We start from the raw sequence: 15075 nt of genomic DNA on the forward strand, positions 1-15075 counted from the left end.
ACGGGCCGACGGCCCGACGGGGTCAGCGCGGGTCGGCCATGCGCTCCAGCACGAACCCGACGGCCTCCTCCGTGCTGTCGCTGGCCCAACTCGCGTTCTCCGTACCCGGGTTGAAGAAGCCATGCGGCGCGTCCGGGTACTCGACCAGACGACAGTCGTTCCCGGCCTCCTGCTCGGCGTCCCGGAACCGCCGGACGGCGGCGATGGGGACGAGCTGGTCCGCGGTGCCGTGCTGGACGAGCATGGGCGGCGTGCGGGGGCGGACCAGGTGCAGGGGCGAGTACGCGGCTGCCGTCTCCTCGGTGAGGCCGACCATGCCGAGCAGCGGCCGCAGCACCTCGTCCAGGAGGTCGACCACCGGGTTGAACAACACCAGTCCGGAGTACGACGGTTGACCGTCTGCGGGCGAGTCGTGCGCAACCGTCAGCGCGAGCTGGCCGCCCGACGAGCCGCCCCCCAGGAAGAACGGCGCGTCGGCGAGGCCCTGCTCCTTGGCGAGCCTGCGGACGTGCCGGACGGCGGCCCGCGCGTCCTCGACACAGTCGCCCAGCGTCTGTGCGCCGCCGCCGAGCAGCCGGTACGCGGCGCTGAACGTGAGCACCCCGGCGGCTGCGAGCACCCGGCCCTGGGGGGCAAACTGCTCCGGGCCTCCCGACCGCCAGCCGCCGCCGTGGAAGAGGACCGCGACGGCGCGGACAGGGGCGTCCGTCGGGGCGTAGCCGAGCAGCGGCAGCGCGGTTCCGCCGGGGGACGTGTGGTGGGTGTGGATCTCGGTGTGGTCGCTCATGGCTGTTCCGTTGCGGTCGAGTGGAGTGGGGCACAGGTCTCGTCCGTGGCGGCCCGCATGGCGCGGGCCTCACGGCGCAGGGGGCGGTAGATCGTGGTCATGAAGAGCCCGTTGGCGAAGGTGAGCACGACGATCAGCCAGAGCACGGCGGTGCGCAGCCCGAAGGCGGACCCGGCGTAGCCGATGGCGAGGGTGCTGAGCGCCCAGCCGGCCGACTCGGCCGACAGCATGAGCGCGAAGGCCGCACTGCGCGTCTCGGGGCGCGCCACGGCCATCAGGATCGGACGGTTGCAGCCGGGGTTGAAGCCCTGGAGCACGCCGACGCCGCAGAACAGCAGGACGTACCAGCCGATCGAGGGCCAGGCCACCTGGGTCGCCAGCAGTGCGACCAACCCCCAACCGACCGTGGCCAGTTGCCAGGTCAGCAGCCGTCCGGTGTCGGGCAGCCGACGCTGGGCCCGGTCCACGACGACGCCGCCGATCGCCGTCCCGGCGAGGTAGCACAGCGAGGCCGGGGCGCTGACCAGCGACGACTCGGCGTTGCTGAAGTGGAAGACGTCGACGAGGTAGACCACGCCGAAGCTGAGCAGGGCGAGCTGGGTGTTGAACAGCCGCTGCACCAGGATCAGCCGGATCGTGCTGCTGCCCAGCAGCTCCCGCACGACGGGCCAGGTCAGCGTGGTCCCGCCGAAGCGCCGACGGTCCTCGCCGACCTGCTCCGCCGCCCCGACGCCGGGGTCGCGGAAGAACGCGGCCACCAGCACGCCGAACAGGACGGTCACCCCGCCGGAGGTGAAGAAGCCGTAGCGCCAGCCGTCGTGGACGCGGGAGAGCAGGCCGAGGACCGGGCTGACGACCGCGAGCAGGACGGCCACCCCCGCGTACAGGTAGCCGGCCGCGCGGCCCCGGCGGGTGTCGTCGAACATGTCGGCGAGGATGCCGTTGACCAGCACGCTGCCGCCCGCGAACCCGGCGGAGGCCACCGTCGCGAGGACCAGTAGCTGGACGTAGTTCTGCGCGAGTCCGGCGGCGACGCTCCACAGGCCCCACAGGCCGGAGCTGACGACGAGCACGGTCTTGCGGCTCATCCGCTGCGCGAGCATCACCCACAGCGGTCCGGTCACCATCCCCGCCACCTTGCCCGCCGCGACCAGCGCGCCGAGTGCGGACAGCGGCAGTCCGAGCGCGCTGCGCAGGGCCGGGAAGAGCACCGAGACGACGCTGGACTCGCTGCTGTCCATGCTGATCAGCCCGCTGAGCAGCGCGAGCTGACGCCAACTGCCGGGTCTCGCCGCCGCCTTGGCCGTGGCCGGGGCGGCGGCGAGGGCGGTTCTCTCGTCCGCCATGGGCGTACCTCCTGTGGTGGTTCGGGTCAGCGGACGGGTCAGCGAACGGGTCAGGCGGACGGGTTCCCGGCAGAGCGCGCCATCAGTTCCTGCCAGCGGCCGACGAGTCGGGGCAGCATGGGCTGCTCGGGGGCGTGCCAGGAGACCGGCACGGTGAGGTGCGCGAGGCGGGCTTCGAGGTCCTCGGCGAGGTGGGCGCGGCCGGTGTCGCGCAGGTGCTGCGCGTACCGGACGGGGTCGTTGTACTGCGGTCCGGTCTGCAGGGTGGCCTGCATCGGGTCCGGCAGCGCCCCGGGGCGTCCGGCGTAGGTGTGCCACCACTCGGACAGGTGCGCGCGCATCCGGGTGGCCAGCTCCGGTTCCGCGTCGAGCAGGTCGCGGGTGAGGTGGGGGTCGGCGGTGACGTCGAAGAGCTGCTCCCACTCGGCGCGGAAGCAACCCGGGTGGTACGTGCGGATGTAGAGGTGGTCGCGGGTGCGGACGGCGCGCTGGTAGGTGTGCGCGCCGTGCCCGAGGACCAGGTACTCGCGCGAGGCTATCTCCTCGCCGCGGACGGCCGGGGCGAAGGACGTGCCCTGCCAGCCGTGCGGGATCGGCAGGCCGAGCAGCTCGCACAGCGTCGGGGCGAGGTCGATGTTGTAGAGCAGCGCGTCGTTGCGCCGCGCGTCCTCCGGCAGGGTGTCGGTGACGCCGGGCCAGTGGAAGACCAGCGGGAGGCGGTGGGTGGGCTCGTTGGCCAGGCCGTGCTCGGCGTAGGAGCCGTTCTCGCCGAAGGACTCGCCGTGGTCGGCGCTGACGATGACGGCGGTCTCCTGCTCGATGCCGAGCTCCGCCAGGGTGGCCATCAGCTGCCCGAAGTGGTGGTCCCAGTAGGCGATCGCGCCGTCGAAGCCGTTGATCAGGTGCTCGAAGTCGGCACGGTCACGGACGGCGTCGGGCATGTTGTGCGGCACCGGGGACCGGCTGACGCCGCCCTGCGCCGTGTGGTGGAGGTCGAGCGCGCTGCGCGGGCCGTAGACCTCGGCGTGGGCGGCGATGGTCTCCTCGTCGGGCCAGGCCTGGACGGGGCCTGATGCGGCCATCCGCTCCGTCCACTCGACGGGCTGGGTGTAGTCGGTGTGGGGGTCCCAGTAGGTCAGGTGCAGGTACCAGTCGTCCTGGTCCGCGTGGCGGCGGATCCAGTCGATGGCGGCACGGTTGACGTCCGCGGCCTCCTCGTCACCGAAGTTGGCCGTGGCCCGGACGGACTCGCGGAAGTTGCCGTGGAAGAAGTAGGCGCGGTGGCGCTCGGCGAACACCGAGACGGCGGCGGTGTAGTAGCCGCCCCAGCCGAGCGTCTGGCCGAGCAGCGGCCGGTCGGGTTCGGGGCCGTGGCCGGCGTCCATCCGGAACTGCGCGGCGGCGCCGAAGTGTCCGACGACGCCGTTGGTGATGCCGAACTGGCCGCTGGTCAGCGCGGTGCGCGACGGCAGGCAGGGTGAGTCGGAGCAGTAGTAGCGGTCGAAGACGACGGACCTGTCCGCCAGCTTCTGCAGGTTCGGGGTGGTGGGGCGGTGGTAGCCGTACGGGGTCGTGTGGTCGGCCCGCAGGGTGTCCACGTCCACATAGATGATGCGCAACGGGGTCTCCCGGGAACGTGCGTTCCTGCAGTGTGTTCCTGCGTTGTTCCTGCATTATGTTCCTGCGTAGTTAGCTAGAGGATTCCCAGCCGCTCATCCAGGTGTCAATACCTGAAGCCATGCTCATAACTTTCCAGGCTTCCGGATCCTCGATCTATGTTCTAGCGTCTATAGCGATCACCCCAGTTGTGCCGGCATCGCGACGGAGGCGGAATCCCGTGAAAGCCCTGATGGTCATGTTCGACACGCTCAACCGGCGCTATCTGCCGCCGTACGGCGCGGAGGGCGTGCACGCGCCCCACTTCACCCGGCTCGCCGAGCGCACCGCCGTCTTCGACACCTGCTACGCGGGCAGCATGCCGTGCATGCCGGCCCGCCGTGAGCTGCACTCCGGGCGTTACAACTTCCTGCACCGCGGCTGGGGCCCGCTGGAGCCCTTCGACGACTCGACGCCGCAGTTGCTCGGCGAGAACGGCGTCTACACGCACCTCGTCACCGACCACCAGCACTACTGGGAGGACGGCGGCGCGACCTACCACAACCGCTTCCGCAGCTACGAGTTCTTCCGGGGGCAGGAGGGCGACCCCTGGAAGGGGCAGGTCGCCGACCCCGAGATCCCCGAGTCCCCGCACGCGATGCACGCGCCCGCCTGGCGTCAGGACTGGGTCAACCGTCAGTACCTCACCGACGAGGCCGACCATCCGCAGACCCGCACCTTCGACGCGGGCTTGGACTTCCTGCGCACCAACCACGCCGAGGACGACTGGTTCCTGCAGATCGAGACCTTCGACCCGCACGAGCCGTTCTTCAGCTACGAGCGCCACAAGGCCCACTACCCGCACCCCTACGACGGTCCGCACTTCGACTGGCCCGACTACCGACGCGTCCTGGAGACCCCCGACCAGGTCGAGCACGCGCGGCTGGAGTACTCGGCGCTGCTGAGCATGTGCGACGCGTCCCTCGGCCGGGTCCTCGACACCATGGACGAGCTGGAGCTGTGGGACGACACGATGCTGATCGTCTGCACCGACCACGGCCTGCTGCTCGGCGAGCGCGGCTGGTGGGGCAAGAACATCCAGCCCTGGTACGACGAGACGATCCACACCCCGCTCTTCGTCTGGGACCCGCGCAGCCGCGTCCAGGGCGAGCGGCGCTCGTCCCTGGTGCAGACGATCGACCTCGCGCCGACGCTGCTGGACTGGTTCGGCCTCACGCCGACTCCCGACATGCAGGGCAGGCCGCTGCGGGAGACCGTCGCCACGGACGCGCCGGTGCGCGAGGCGGGCCTGTTCGGGTCCTTCGGCGGGCACGTCAGCGTCACCGACGGCCGCTACGTCTACATGCGGGCCGCGGCGTCACCGACGAACGGCCCGCTGTTCGAGCACACCCTGATGCCGACCCATATGCGGGGCCGGTTCTCCCCCGCGGAGCTGCGCAACGCCGAGCTGGTGGAGCCGTTCGCGTTCACCAAGCAGGTGCCCGTGCTGCGCACGCCCGGGGCCTCGATCAGCAACCCGTACTCGTTCGGCACGCTGCTGTTCGACCTGGAGACCGACCCCGGCCAGGAGCGTCCGCTGGTCGACGACGCGGTGGAACTGCGGATGGCCGAACTGCTGGTCGACCTGCTGCGGGCCTCTGACGCGCCCGCGTCGCAGTACGAGCGCCTCGGCCTGCCCGCGACCGGACCGGTGACGGAGGATCACCTGCTCGCCCGCGTCCAGCAGCCGCAGGTGGAGCTCGGCCTGCGGCCCGCGCCACGCCCGGAGGAATTCCCGACCGGACCGCGCAGCGTGCACACGAAGATCGCCGACCTGCTGGCGGACCCGGGCGCGGAGCAGGTGCTGCGTGCCGAGTTCGGCGGCCTGCTGGACGGGCCCTTCGCGTCCGTCCTCGGCGGGCTCACCCTGCTGCACCTGGCCGCCACCGTCGTCGGGATGCTGCCCACCGAGCGGCTGCGCGCGCTCTCAGACCGGCTCACCGCGCTCGAACCCGTCCACGCCGGGCAGAACTGAGGAGCGCCCCGTGCCGAGCTGCTGCACTCCAGGCCGCGCGCCACACGCCCACCCGCACGCCGGCGGCGCGGACGGGACAAGCGGCGCGGGCGGCGTCGAGCTGCTGCCCATGCCCACGGTTCCGCCGCGCCGCACTCCCGGCCCGGGGCTCGACTTCGTGGAGCTGCCCGGCGGCGAGTTCCTGATGGGCGACCCGTTCGACGAGGGCTACCCCGACGACGGCGAGCGCCCGGTCCACCGGGTCGTGCTCGCGCCCTTCGCCCTCGCGGCGACGACGGTGACCAACGCCGACTTCGCCGCGTTCGTCGCGGCGACCGGCCACCGCACCGACGCCGAGCGCTACGGCTCCTCGGCCGTCTTCCACTTGGCCCTGCGCGCCCCGCGACGGGACGTGCGGGGCCAGGCCCCGCGCACGCCGTGGTGGCTGGAGGTCGCGGGGGCCGACTGGGCGCACCCGGGCGGGCGGGACTCCTCCTGGCAGGAGCGGCCCGACCACCCCGTGGTGCACGTCTCCTGGGACGACGCGCTGGCCTTCTGCCGCTGGTCGGGCACCCGGCTGCCGACGGAGGCGGAGTGGGAGTACGCCGCCCGCGCGGGACACCGGGGCCGCCGCTACCCGTGGGGGGACGAACTCACGCCGGACGGCCGGGACTTGTGCAACATCTGGCACGGCGCCTTCCCCCACCGCAACACCCTGAGCGACGGCTACCTCACCACCGCGCCGGTCGGCGCCTTCCCACCCAACGACGTCGGCCTGTACGAGATGTCGGGCAACGTGTGGGAGTGGTGCGCCGACTGGTTCTCGCCCGCCTACTACCGCCGCTCCCCGCGCCACAACCCGCTCGGCCCGCGCAGCGGCCAGGCTCGGGTGATCCGGGGCGGCTCCTACCTGTGCCACGACAGCTACTGCAACCGCTACCGCCTCGCCGCACGCTCGGCCAACACCCCCGATTCCTCCACCGGCAACTGCGGCTTCCGTGTGGTCCGCGACCGGGCACCCGCTATCGTGACCCCGACCAGCTCGACCACGACGACGCCCGCCTGCTGACCGCCCCTGAGGACCTCCACCGATGCGCCTGGAACACGTCATCCTCGGCCTGCTGGCCGTGCGCCCGTTCTCGGGCTACGACATGCGCAAGTGGATGGAAGGCAAGGGCAAGTACCTCGGCTACGAGGTCCAGCTCCCGCAGATCTACCGCACGCTCCCCAAGCTGGTCGCCAACGGCTGGGCGGAGTTCGACGTGGACCCGCGCGAGGGAAGGCCGGACGCCAAGGTCTACCGGATCACCGAGGCCGGCCGGGAGGAACTGCTCGCCTGGGCGCGCTCCCCCTACGAACCCTCGCCCTCCATGGCCGACAGCGACTTCCGACTGCGGTTCCTCTTCACGGGCCAGCTCGGGCCGGAGTTCGCGCTGGACCTGCTGCGCACCGAGATCGACTACCGGATCGCCCACGTCGGCGGTCCGGGCTGGCTGGACTTCCACGTCACGGAGACCTCTCCCGACTCACTGGTCGACGCCGCGTGGGCCAACTCGCTGCACCTGGCCGCCCACGAGTTCGGGTACAGCACCATGGCCTCCTACATCGCCTGGCTGCAACTGACCCTGGCCCGGCTCGAAGTCCAGGCGGGCCTGCCGCCGAGCCGCACCCCCTACCGGGGTCGGCCGGAAGAGGCCCCGGGCTCCTGAGCCCGGCCGCCCTCCCTCCTGAGGAACCGTCACTTCCCTTGCCGCGCCACCAGACCCGCGACCAGGACATCACGCAGGGCAGCGATGTCGGCGGCCATGTCGATCCCGGGTTCCAGCAGCCACTGGAGCTGGAGTCCGTCGGTCGCGGCCAGCAGAATCCGGGCCACCCAGTCCGCGTCCACCCGCGAGGGGGCCGGCCTGTCCGCCGTCGGCTTCCGGCCCTCGGGGCGGGCGGCGTCGACGGTGACCCACTCGGCGAGGCTGGAGCGGATGGTGGCGTACCGCTCGGTAAACCAGTCGTGGGCGGGGTGCTCCGGTTCGGCAGCAGCCGCGGCGACGTCCACGAAGAGCTTGACCAGGCCCGGGGTCGACGCGTTGGCCGCCACGATCCGCAGGCCCGCCTCGGGGTCGAGGCGGGCGTCGCCGAACGCGTCGCGCGCGGCGGCCTCCCGGGCTTCGAGCACGGCGGCAAGCAGCGCCTCGCGGTTGCCGAAGTGGTGCAGCACCCCCGCGTCGGTCATCCCGACGCGTGAGGCGATGTCCCGCACCGAGACCTTGCGGCTGCCGGCCTCCGCGTAGGCGGCCAGCGCGGCGTCGAGGATCTGCTTCCGCTTCGCCGAGGTCTTGGCATAGGGCCCACGTGCTGCGCTCATGGCCGCGAGTCTAATCTCGGGCCGGTCCTGCCTTGATCATGCTGGCTCCGCCGGGAGGCTGCCCGCCCGCGCGGCCTCGACCATGGCCTCGATGCCCTCGCGGGTCACGCCCATGCCCAACGCCGCCAGCTTGACCAGCGGCACGCCCAGGCCCAGAGCGAGCTGCACCGGGTCCGCCTGCGCCAGGAACGCCCCCGCCGGGGACTCGGCCAAGGCCTTCTGCAGCAGCACCGATCCGACCGGGTGGTTCAGCCACTCCCCTGCCGTGGACATCGCGTCGAGCGCGTCGACCACCCCGTCGCCCGGCGTGGACAGTTCGGCGGTGAGCCGAATGTCGCGCGAGGAGGCGCCGACCTCGACGGTGAACGCCCCGGCGTCGACCCGCCAACCGCCGCGCGCGGTGGACCAGTGGGCGAGGTCGCGCTCGGTGAGCGCGAACCGGACCTGGCCGGACTCCCCCGGCTCCAGGCCGATCCGAGCGAAGCCGCGCAGTTCGTGCCGGGGCCGGGTGGGGTGCGGCTCGTCGAAGGCGACGTAGAGCTGGGCCGTCTCGTGGGCGGACCGGTCGCCGGTGTTGGTGATGGTCGCCTCGACCGTCCAGGCGTTGCGGCCGGTCTCCGTCACCGTCAACTCGCCGTAGGCGAAGGTGGTGTAGCTCAGACCGTGGCCGAACGGGTAGGCGACCGGCCGGTCGAGGGTGTCGTAGTGGCGGTAGCCGACGTAGCGGCCCTCGCCGTGCACGACGCGGCCGTCGCCGCCGGGGAAGTACAGGTGGGAGGGGACGTCGGCCAGGCGCAGCGGGATGGACTCGGTCAGCTTGCCCGAGGGGCTGTGCACGCCGAGCAGCAGGTCGGCCAGGGCCGCGCCCCCAGCCTGGCCGCCGAGCCAGCCCTCCAGGACGGCCTGCGCGCGGTCCTGCCACTCGGCCACGGAGACGACGCCGCCGTTCGCGAGCACGACCGCGACCTGCGGGTTCGCGTCGGCGACGGCGTGCAGCAGCGCGACCTGCTCGGCGGGCAGGTCGATGTCCTTGCGGTCGGCGCCCTCGGTCTCGGCGGACTCCGGCAGCCCGAGGAAGAGCAGCACGACATCGGCCTCGGCGGCAGCGGCGACCGCCTGCGCCGCCAGCTCGGGCGCGGGGCAGCCGTCCGGAGTGAAGCCCGGAGCGAAGCGCAGCCTCGCGTCCGACCCGAACGCCGCCTGCAGCGCGTCCCAGGCGCTGTCCAGGCGCGTGGGCTCGACGTGCGAGCTGCCGTGTCCCTGGTAGCGCGGCGTGCGGGCGAACTCGCCGATGACGGCGATGTGCTGACGGGCCGTCGGGTCGAGCGGGAGCAGGCCACCGTCGTTCTTCAGCAGCACCGCGCCGCAGCGGGCGGCCTCGCGGGCCAGCTCGTGGTGCGCGTCCGCGTCCCAGTCCTCGAAGCGCTCCGCCCGGTCGACGCGGTCGCGCAGGCGCAGCAGCCGGTCGGCGGCGGTGGCCACGGTCTCCGCGTCGAGGCGGCCGTCCGCGACGGCGGTGAGGATCTCGTCGTCGGTGCCGGTGGGCGGCATCTCCAGGTCGAGCCCGGCGGCGAGCGCCGCGACGCGGTCGTTGACGGCGGTCCAGTCGGACATCACCAGGCCGTCGAACTGCCACTCCTCGCGCAGCACCTGGGTGAGCAGCCAGTGGTGCTGGCTGGCGTAGACGCCGTTGACCTTGTTGTACGCGCACATCACGGTGTACGGCTTCGCCTCGCGCACGATGTGTTCGAAGGCGGGCAGGTAGAGCTCGCGCAGGGTCTGCTCGTCGACCTCCGCGCTGACCCGCATCCGGTCCGTCTCCTGGTTGTTGACGGCGAAGTGCTTGACGCACGCGCCGACGCCGAGGGACTGGATCCCGTCCACGAGCGCGGCGCCCATCACGCCGCTGACGCGCGGATCCTCGGAGAAGTACTCGAAGTTGCGCCCGCACAGCGGGCTGCGCTTGAGGTTGACCCCGGGCCCGAGCACCACGTCCACGCCGAGCACGGACGCCTCCCGGGCCAGCGCCGCGCCGACGCGCCGCACCAGCTCCGGGTCCCAGGAGGAGCCGAGCGTGACGGCGGGCGGGAAGCAGGTCGCCGGCACGCTTCCGGTGAGGCCCAGCGGGTCGCCCGCGTCGCCCCGCTGGCGCCGGATGCCGTGCGGTCCGTCGGAGAGCGTCAGCGCACGCAGCACGCCGCGGACGGGCGTGGTGGTCCACATGGTCGCGCCGGAGGTGAGGGAGGCCTGTTCGGCCAGCGTCAGGTCGGCTGCGGAAGTGGCGTCGGGCATCGGGGAGGTCCTTACGCGCGGGAGCGGGACAAGCGGTCCGGGGCCGGCCGGGCCCGAGGCACCAGGCCGGGCCGGCCCCGCGGTCCCAGTCTCGGCGACGAAAACTTTGGAGGTCAAGGGTTTTGCTGGTTGACATCATTTAATGCACCTGTTTTAAATGAGGCCACGGCGGAAGCGACCAGCTGGAGCTGACATGTCGACCGAAACCCTCATCCTGCTCACCGCTGAACGCCTGTTCGCGACGCAGGGCATCGACGCGACCTCGATGCGTCAGATCGGCCAGGCGGCCGGCCAGCGGAACGCCGCGGCGACCCAGTACCACTTCCGGAACAAGCAACTGCTGCTCAAGGCGATCTTCGAGCACCGGCTCGGCGCCATCGACCTCCGCCGACGCGACCTGCTCGCGGCGCTGCAGCAGAGCGGTGAGGCAGCTGATCCGTGGCGGCTGGTGGAGGCACTGGTCCGCCCGCTCGCCGAGCAGGCGGTCCTGCCGGGCAGTCACTACGTCCGGTTCCTGGAGCGGGTCTTCGAGCACGCCGGACGCGACGTGGCGCTGCTGGCCGAGATCGGCGGCCTCGACCAGGCCGTCGCGGCCGGTCGCCTGGTGCACGCCAGGCTGCCGCTGCTGGACACCCCCCAGGGACGCCTGCGCCTGCGCTGGGCCGGCCAGTTGATCATCTCCGGCCTGGCGGACCTGGAACAACGCTGCGCCGACGCCGCCGGGTCGACGGATCCGGAGGAGTTCACCACCGGACTCGTCGACGCCGTCACCGGGCTGGTGACGGCCCCGCACTCGCACTGACCTCCCCAACCAACTTCCTGGCCGGAACGGCCGGAGAGGACACGGACCATGGACAACCCGACGTCCCAGTGGACCGAGGCGGGTGACCGCACCCCCGAGTCGGCCAAGTTCTTCTGGACCGGCGGCCCCGTTCAGCTCGCCGAGGACACCTGGTTCAGTTCCATGGGAGCGGGCGTGACCGCCTTCTCCACCGCGAGGGCCTTGGCGCCCCGGGCGATCCCCCGGGGCGCCGCCAGGCTGGGTGTGGCGGTCAGGAGACGGTGAGTGCGACGTCGTCCAGTGCAAAGGCGGTTGAGCCGCCGTACGTATCGGTCTCGCTGCCGGTGAACTTCAGCGTGACCTTCTGGCCGGCGAACTGGCTCAGTGAGTAGGACGCCTGGTCCCACTTGTTGTCGGCGTCCAGGTTGCTGAAGGTGTGCAGGGTGGCCAGGACGGTCCCGGAGGAGTTGAGAACCTGTACCTGCAGTGTGTCGGCGGCGCCCAGGGCGGACTCAGAGGTGGTGATGTACCGCCAGAAGGAGAACGTGGCGTTCGTGCAGGTCGCCGGGATGCTCACGGTCTGGGCAAGGGTGTCGGTGGCCGCGTAGCCGTAGTCGTCCAGAATCGACGCGTAGGTCCCGGAGTGTGCTGGGATGCCGTACAGGGACGAGTCGACGATCGAGCCGGTGGTACCGGTCCAGGGCGCGGTGCCGCTTTCGAAACCGCCGTTGCCGATGAGCTGGGCAGCGGTGCAGCCGCCACTGGCGGCGACGGTCCAGTTGAAGGTGGTCGAGCCGGAGGCGCCCGTACTGTCCTTGACCGTGACGGTTACGGACGAGGTGGCGGCGGTGGTCGGGCTGCCGGTGATCAGGCCGGTCGAGGAGTTGACGGTCACACCGGCAGGCAGGCCCGTCGCGCTGTACGACAGGGTCTGCCCGGACGCTGAGTCACTCGCTTGGACCTGCAGCGAGACCGAGCCGCCGACCGTGGAGCTCTGGGTGCCCGGGTTCGTCACGGTCACGGTGTTGGAGGTGGAGCCGCCGTGGGTGAGGATCGCGTGCGAGATGGCGCAGTTGTTGGTGTCGTTGGACCAGCTCGCCTGCTCGGCGAAGGTGCCGTAGGAGCCGAAGCTGACATTGGCGACACCGCCGGCCTGGCCGGGGCTGATCCACGCGCACTCGTCGGAGTTCTCGTAGCCCTGCTTGCCGCCGTTCGTACCGGGGTTGGCCCACCCGGTGGTCGTGTAGGCATCCGACATCATCTCGTGCCACTCGTGGCCGAGGGTGATGGTGTATCCGTCGAGTTCGCCTGCGCTGCCGGAGTTCAGGAAGTTGACACCGCAGGTGGAGCCCATGTCCATGTTGTAGGGCTGGTTGCTGAAGGCGATGTTGCCGTAGGGGGAGGAGAACGGGCCGCCGGCGAGGCTGGTGTCGCCGTTCCAGCTGTGCCAGGCGCAGTAGCCCTGGGTGGGGCTCTGGTAGTTGTCCGGGTCCGTGCCGTGGGGGGACAGGATGACGTAGTACGCGTTGCGGTTCGAGGCAGCGGTGGTGTTGCCGAAGTGTCCGGCGGCGCTGATCGCCTCCTGCGTCAGCTGGGCCTCGGTCGCCGATGCCGGGGAGGCCGCCGCGTTGTCGTACCACACGCCGGCCAGCACGCCGCCGCTCTGGTAGGGGACGAACTGCGAGGCCGGCAGGTTGGCGGGGCAGGAGTACGAGCCGGCTGTGACACCGGGGCCGTCGCACCACTGTGTCAGGTCGGCCGACCAGGTCTCGCCGTTGGTGCCGATGCCCTTGAACATCTGCTGTGCCACTGGCGCGCCGCCGTCGGGGTCCCCGGAGAACGTCGCGTTGCCGTTGGCGTCGGTTCCCTCGGTGCCCCACTGGTTTCCGTAGAAGACCAGGTACACCTTGGTCTTGGCGCCGCTCATCACGCCCATGCCGTTGGTGCCGCCGTTGTAGGCGAGGGTGTTGGCGCCCACGGTCGTCGCCGCTGGGGAGGCCGCCGCGTGGGTCTTCTGCCAGGCCTGCGTCGCCCGGGTCGTCGCCAACGACAGCATTGCTCCGGGGTGGACCTTCTGTACGAGGGCGGCAGGGCTCTGCCCGCCAGGCGCAGCGGCGGCCGTAGCGGGGGTGGACGACAGTGCGACGGCCGACAGGCCTATCGCCACCACGGCGGCGGCGCCGATACGGCGACGCCAGGATCTTCCAGGCATGGGGGGTGCCTTCCTTGTAGACGGGGATCCGAGGAGAGCGTTGACACGCCGGGCGCCCGACAGTTGGACCCGTCGTGGGGGGAGGCGGCGTGCGGGTTCTCGACGGACGTGCGATCCGCTGCACTGTCGCGGCGTCAGGCCGCTTGGATGCGCGGATGGCAGGGAAGCTACTGACGTCCGATCAAGGCCACAACAAAGTGCTAACTGTTAAGAATGGGTGGAGTCTGCGGAGGTACCTCGACGCACGACTCTTGACTTTCCCCCACAACGTCACCCATTGTCTGGATTTACCCACGCCGGGCAGGCGGTGGGGAATGTGCGGAACGCCGGTCGCCCGTCAATCGTCCTCCGTCCCGAGAAGTCACCGTGCGCGCGCTTCAGGCATGCACCCATGTCTCCGCTCCGGGTTCCTGGGGCACACCGACGTCGATCCGGGGTCAGCGCCGGCCGTCGCCGCCCATGACAGCGCGGATGCCGATCGACTCGGCCGGGAGGGCACCATGGCCACGGAACGGACGACCCTGGGGGGAACCTCGACAGAAGGGCCGCATACGAATGCCCTTGCCTCATCGCCGTTCCAGGCCGCACTGCGCGAAGCGATCCAGGCCCGCGGGCTGAGTCTGGAGCGGATCCAGGCCAGGCTCCTTGCAGCAGGAACGCCGGTCAGCATGGCGACACTCAGCCACTGGCGGTCTGGCCGTAGCCAGCCGGAGCGCACCGGTTCGCTGGAGGCCCTGGCCAGGCTTGAGGATGTCCTTCAGGTCGAGGCCGGTGCCCTTGTCAGTCTTCTCCCGCCTCCGCGCCGCCGTGGCCGCAGATACGATCCCCTGAGTTTCGCCGAGGCCTACCAGGACGAGGTGAGCTTCGCCCGGGCCTTCGAGGAGGGCGCGTTCGACCAGGCCGGGGGCGAGCACCTGGCCGACTTGTCCCGCCACGACCGGATAGAGGTGGGGCCGGACGCCCGAATTCGGGGGATATGGAGCCGCCGCGTGATGCGAGCTCTGGAAGACGGCGCCGACCGCATCATGACGCTCTACCGCACAGATGAGGGAGCGCCGGCCCCACGGATCCGAGCGGTTCGCGGCTGCCGCCTGGGAAGGGTCGTCACATCGCCGAAGGCCAACGCGGTCGTCGCCGAGCTGCTGTTCGGGCAGGGTTTGCGGCGCGGTGAGTTCGCCGTCATGGAGCACGAAGTCGAGTTCGCTGCGCCGTTCCTGGCGGACACCTCATGGGAGAAGTACTTCGACAGGCCGATGCGCGAGTACGTGGTCGAGATCCAGTTCTCGGGGCCGCGACTTCCGTCCCGGTGCGTGCAGTTCAGCAGGCCGACCGTAGGAGACGGTCGCCCCTCGGAAAGGTCCATTCACCTTGACCCCCACAACCGGCTCACTGCGGCCGCTCTGGATGTGACGGCGTCGTGCTTCGGGCTGCGCTGGGACTGGGACGACTGACTCCAGCGGGTGCCAAAGTCTCAGGTCAGGCCGCTAACGCCTTGGCGACGTCTTCCGCAGGCTCTCCGACGGCACCCACGGGGCTCCGTTGTCCGGGTGCCACTCGTCCAGGCACAGGGACAAGAACATCGGACGTCCGAGCGTCAGGTCCTGCAGGCGGGAGGGAAGGTCCGCCGGGGCCTGCGGGTGCCGCCGGCGCACCAGCTCCTCAACCGCCTCGGAGGGCAGGCCCGA

Annotated in this window: 12 protein-coding genes; 6 read left to right on the forward strand and 6 right to left on the reverse strand. The window is 71.2% G+C overall.

Features of this window, described 5'->3' with window-relative positions:
• Positions 1-22: 22 nt before the first annotated feature.
• The 3 genes from I2501_RS13500 to I2501_RS13510 are packed head-to-tail and all read right to left on the reverse strand — an operon-like array spanning position 23 to position 3752.
• Complete coding sequence (locus I2501_RS13500; RefSeq protein ID WP_196194219.1) at positions 23-787, reverse strand: alpha/beta hydrolase; 765 nt, start codon at positions 785-787, stop codon at positions 23-25.
• Positions 784-2133 carry an MFS transporter gene (locus tag I2501_RS13505; protein WP_196194220.1) on the reverse strand — a complete coding sequence of 450 codons (1350 nt, stop codon included), beginning with the start codon at positions 2131-2133 and terminating at the stop codon, positions 784-786. Before I2501_RS13505 ends, I2501_RS13500 begins: the two co-directional genes overlap by 4 nt.
• Positions 2134-2183: 50 nt before the next feature.
• Positions 2184-3752 (reverse strand): sulfatase family protein, encoded by a 1569-nt coding sequence (locus tag I2501_RS13510; protein ID WP_196194221.1) that lies wholly within the window; start codon positions 3750-3752, stop codon positions 2184-2186.
• Positions 3753-3970: 218 nt separating this feature from the next.
• Between I2501_RS13510 and I2501_RS13515 the strand changes: the two genes are divergently transcribed.
• The 3 genes from I2501_RS13515 to I2501_RS13525 are packed head-to-tail and all read left to right on the forward strand — an operon-like array spanning position 3971 to position 7452.
• Positions 3971-5764, forward strand: a complete 1794-nt coding sequence (locus I2501_RS13515) for a sulfatase (RefSeq protein ID WP_196194222.1) — start codon at positions 3971-3973, stop codon at positions 5762-5764.
• Between the two features lie 10 nt (positions 5765-5774).
• Positions 5775-6812 carry a formylglycine-generating enzyme family protein gene (locus I2501_RS13520; protein WP_408022731.1) on the forward strand — a complete coding sequence of 346 codons (1038 nt, stop codon included), beginning with the start codon at positions 5775-5777 and terminating at the stop codon, positions 6810-6812.
• Between the two features lie 22 nt (positions 6813-6834).
• Positions 6835-7452, forward strand: a complete 618-nt coding sequence (locus I2501_RS13525; RefSeq protein WP_196194223.1) for a PadR family transcriptional regulator — start codon at positions 6835-6837, stop codon at positions 7450-7452.
• A 29-nt stretch (positions 7453-7481) separates the two neighbouring features.
• Here I2501_RS13525 and I2501_RS13530 read toward each other — a convergent pair whose 3' ends face one another.
• Positions 7482-8105, reverse strand: a complete 624-nt coding sequence (locus tag I2501_RS13530; protein ID WP_196194224.1) for a TetR/AcrR family transcriptional regulator — start codon at positions 8103-8105, stop codon at positions 7482-7484.
• 36 nt (positions 8106-8141) lie between these two features.
• The gene (locus I2501_RS13535; protein WP_196194225.1) at positions 8142-10397 is read right to left on the reverse strand and encodes a beta-glucosidase family protein; all 2256 of its coding nucleotides are present in this window, start codon (positions 10395-10397) and stop codon (positions 8142-8144) included.
• 193 nt (positions 10398-10590) lie between these two features.
• On the opposite strand from I2501_RS13535, the gene I2501_RS13540 reads away from it, so the two are divergent.
• The gene (locus tag I2501_RS13540) at positions 10591-11199 is read left to right on the forward strand and encodes a TetR/AcrR family transcriptional regulator (RefSeq protein ID WP_196194226.1); all 609 of its coding nucleotides are present in this window, start codon (positions 10591-10593) and stop codon (positions 11197-11199) included.
• Positions 11200-11247: 48 nt separating this feature from the next.
• A complete protein-coding gene (locus I2501_RS13545; protein WP_196194227.1) occupies positions 11248-11463 on the forward strand; it encodes a hypothetical protein in 216 nt (71 codons plus the stop codon).
• Here the strand turns inward: I2501_RS13545 and I2501_RS39275 are convergent.
• Positions 11450-13390, reverse strand: coding sequence for a putative Ig domain-containing protein (locus I2501_RS39275; RefSeq protein WP_236046317.1), 1941 nt, complete (start codon positions 13388-13390; stop codon positions 11450-11452). The two genes, I2501_RS13545 and I2501_RS39275, sit on opposite strands and share 14 nt — an antisense overlap.
• 500 nt (positions 13391-13890) lie before the next feature.
• Between I2501_RS39275 and I2501_RS13555 the strand changes: the two genes are divergently transcribed.
• Entirely contained in the window at positions 13891-14841 is a 951-nt protein-coding gene (locus I2501_RS13555) for a helix-turn-helix domain-containing protein (protein WP_196194228.1), read from the forward strand.
• Positions 14842-15075 lie beyond the last annotated feature (234 nt).

The sequence above is a fragment of the Streptacidiphilus fuscans genome, assembly GCF_015690355.1.
In the GTDB taxonomy this organism is placed as follows: Bacteria; Actinomycetota; Actinomycetes; order Streptomycetales; family Streptomycetaceae; genus Streptacidiphilus; species Streptacidiphilus fuscans.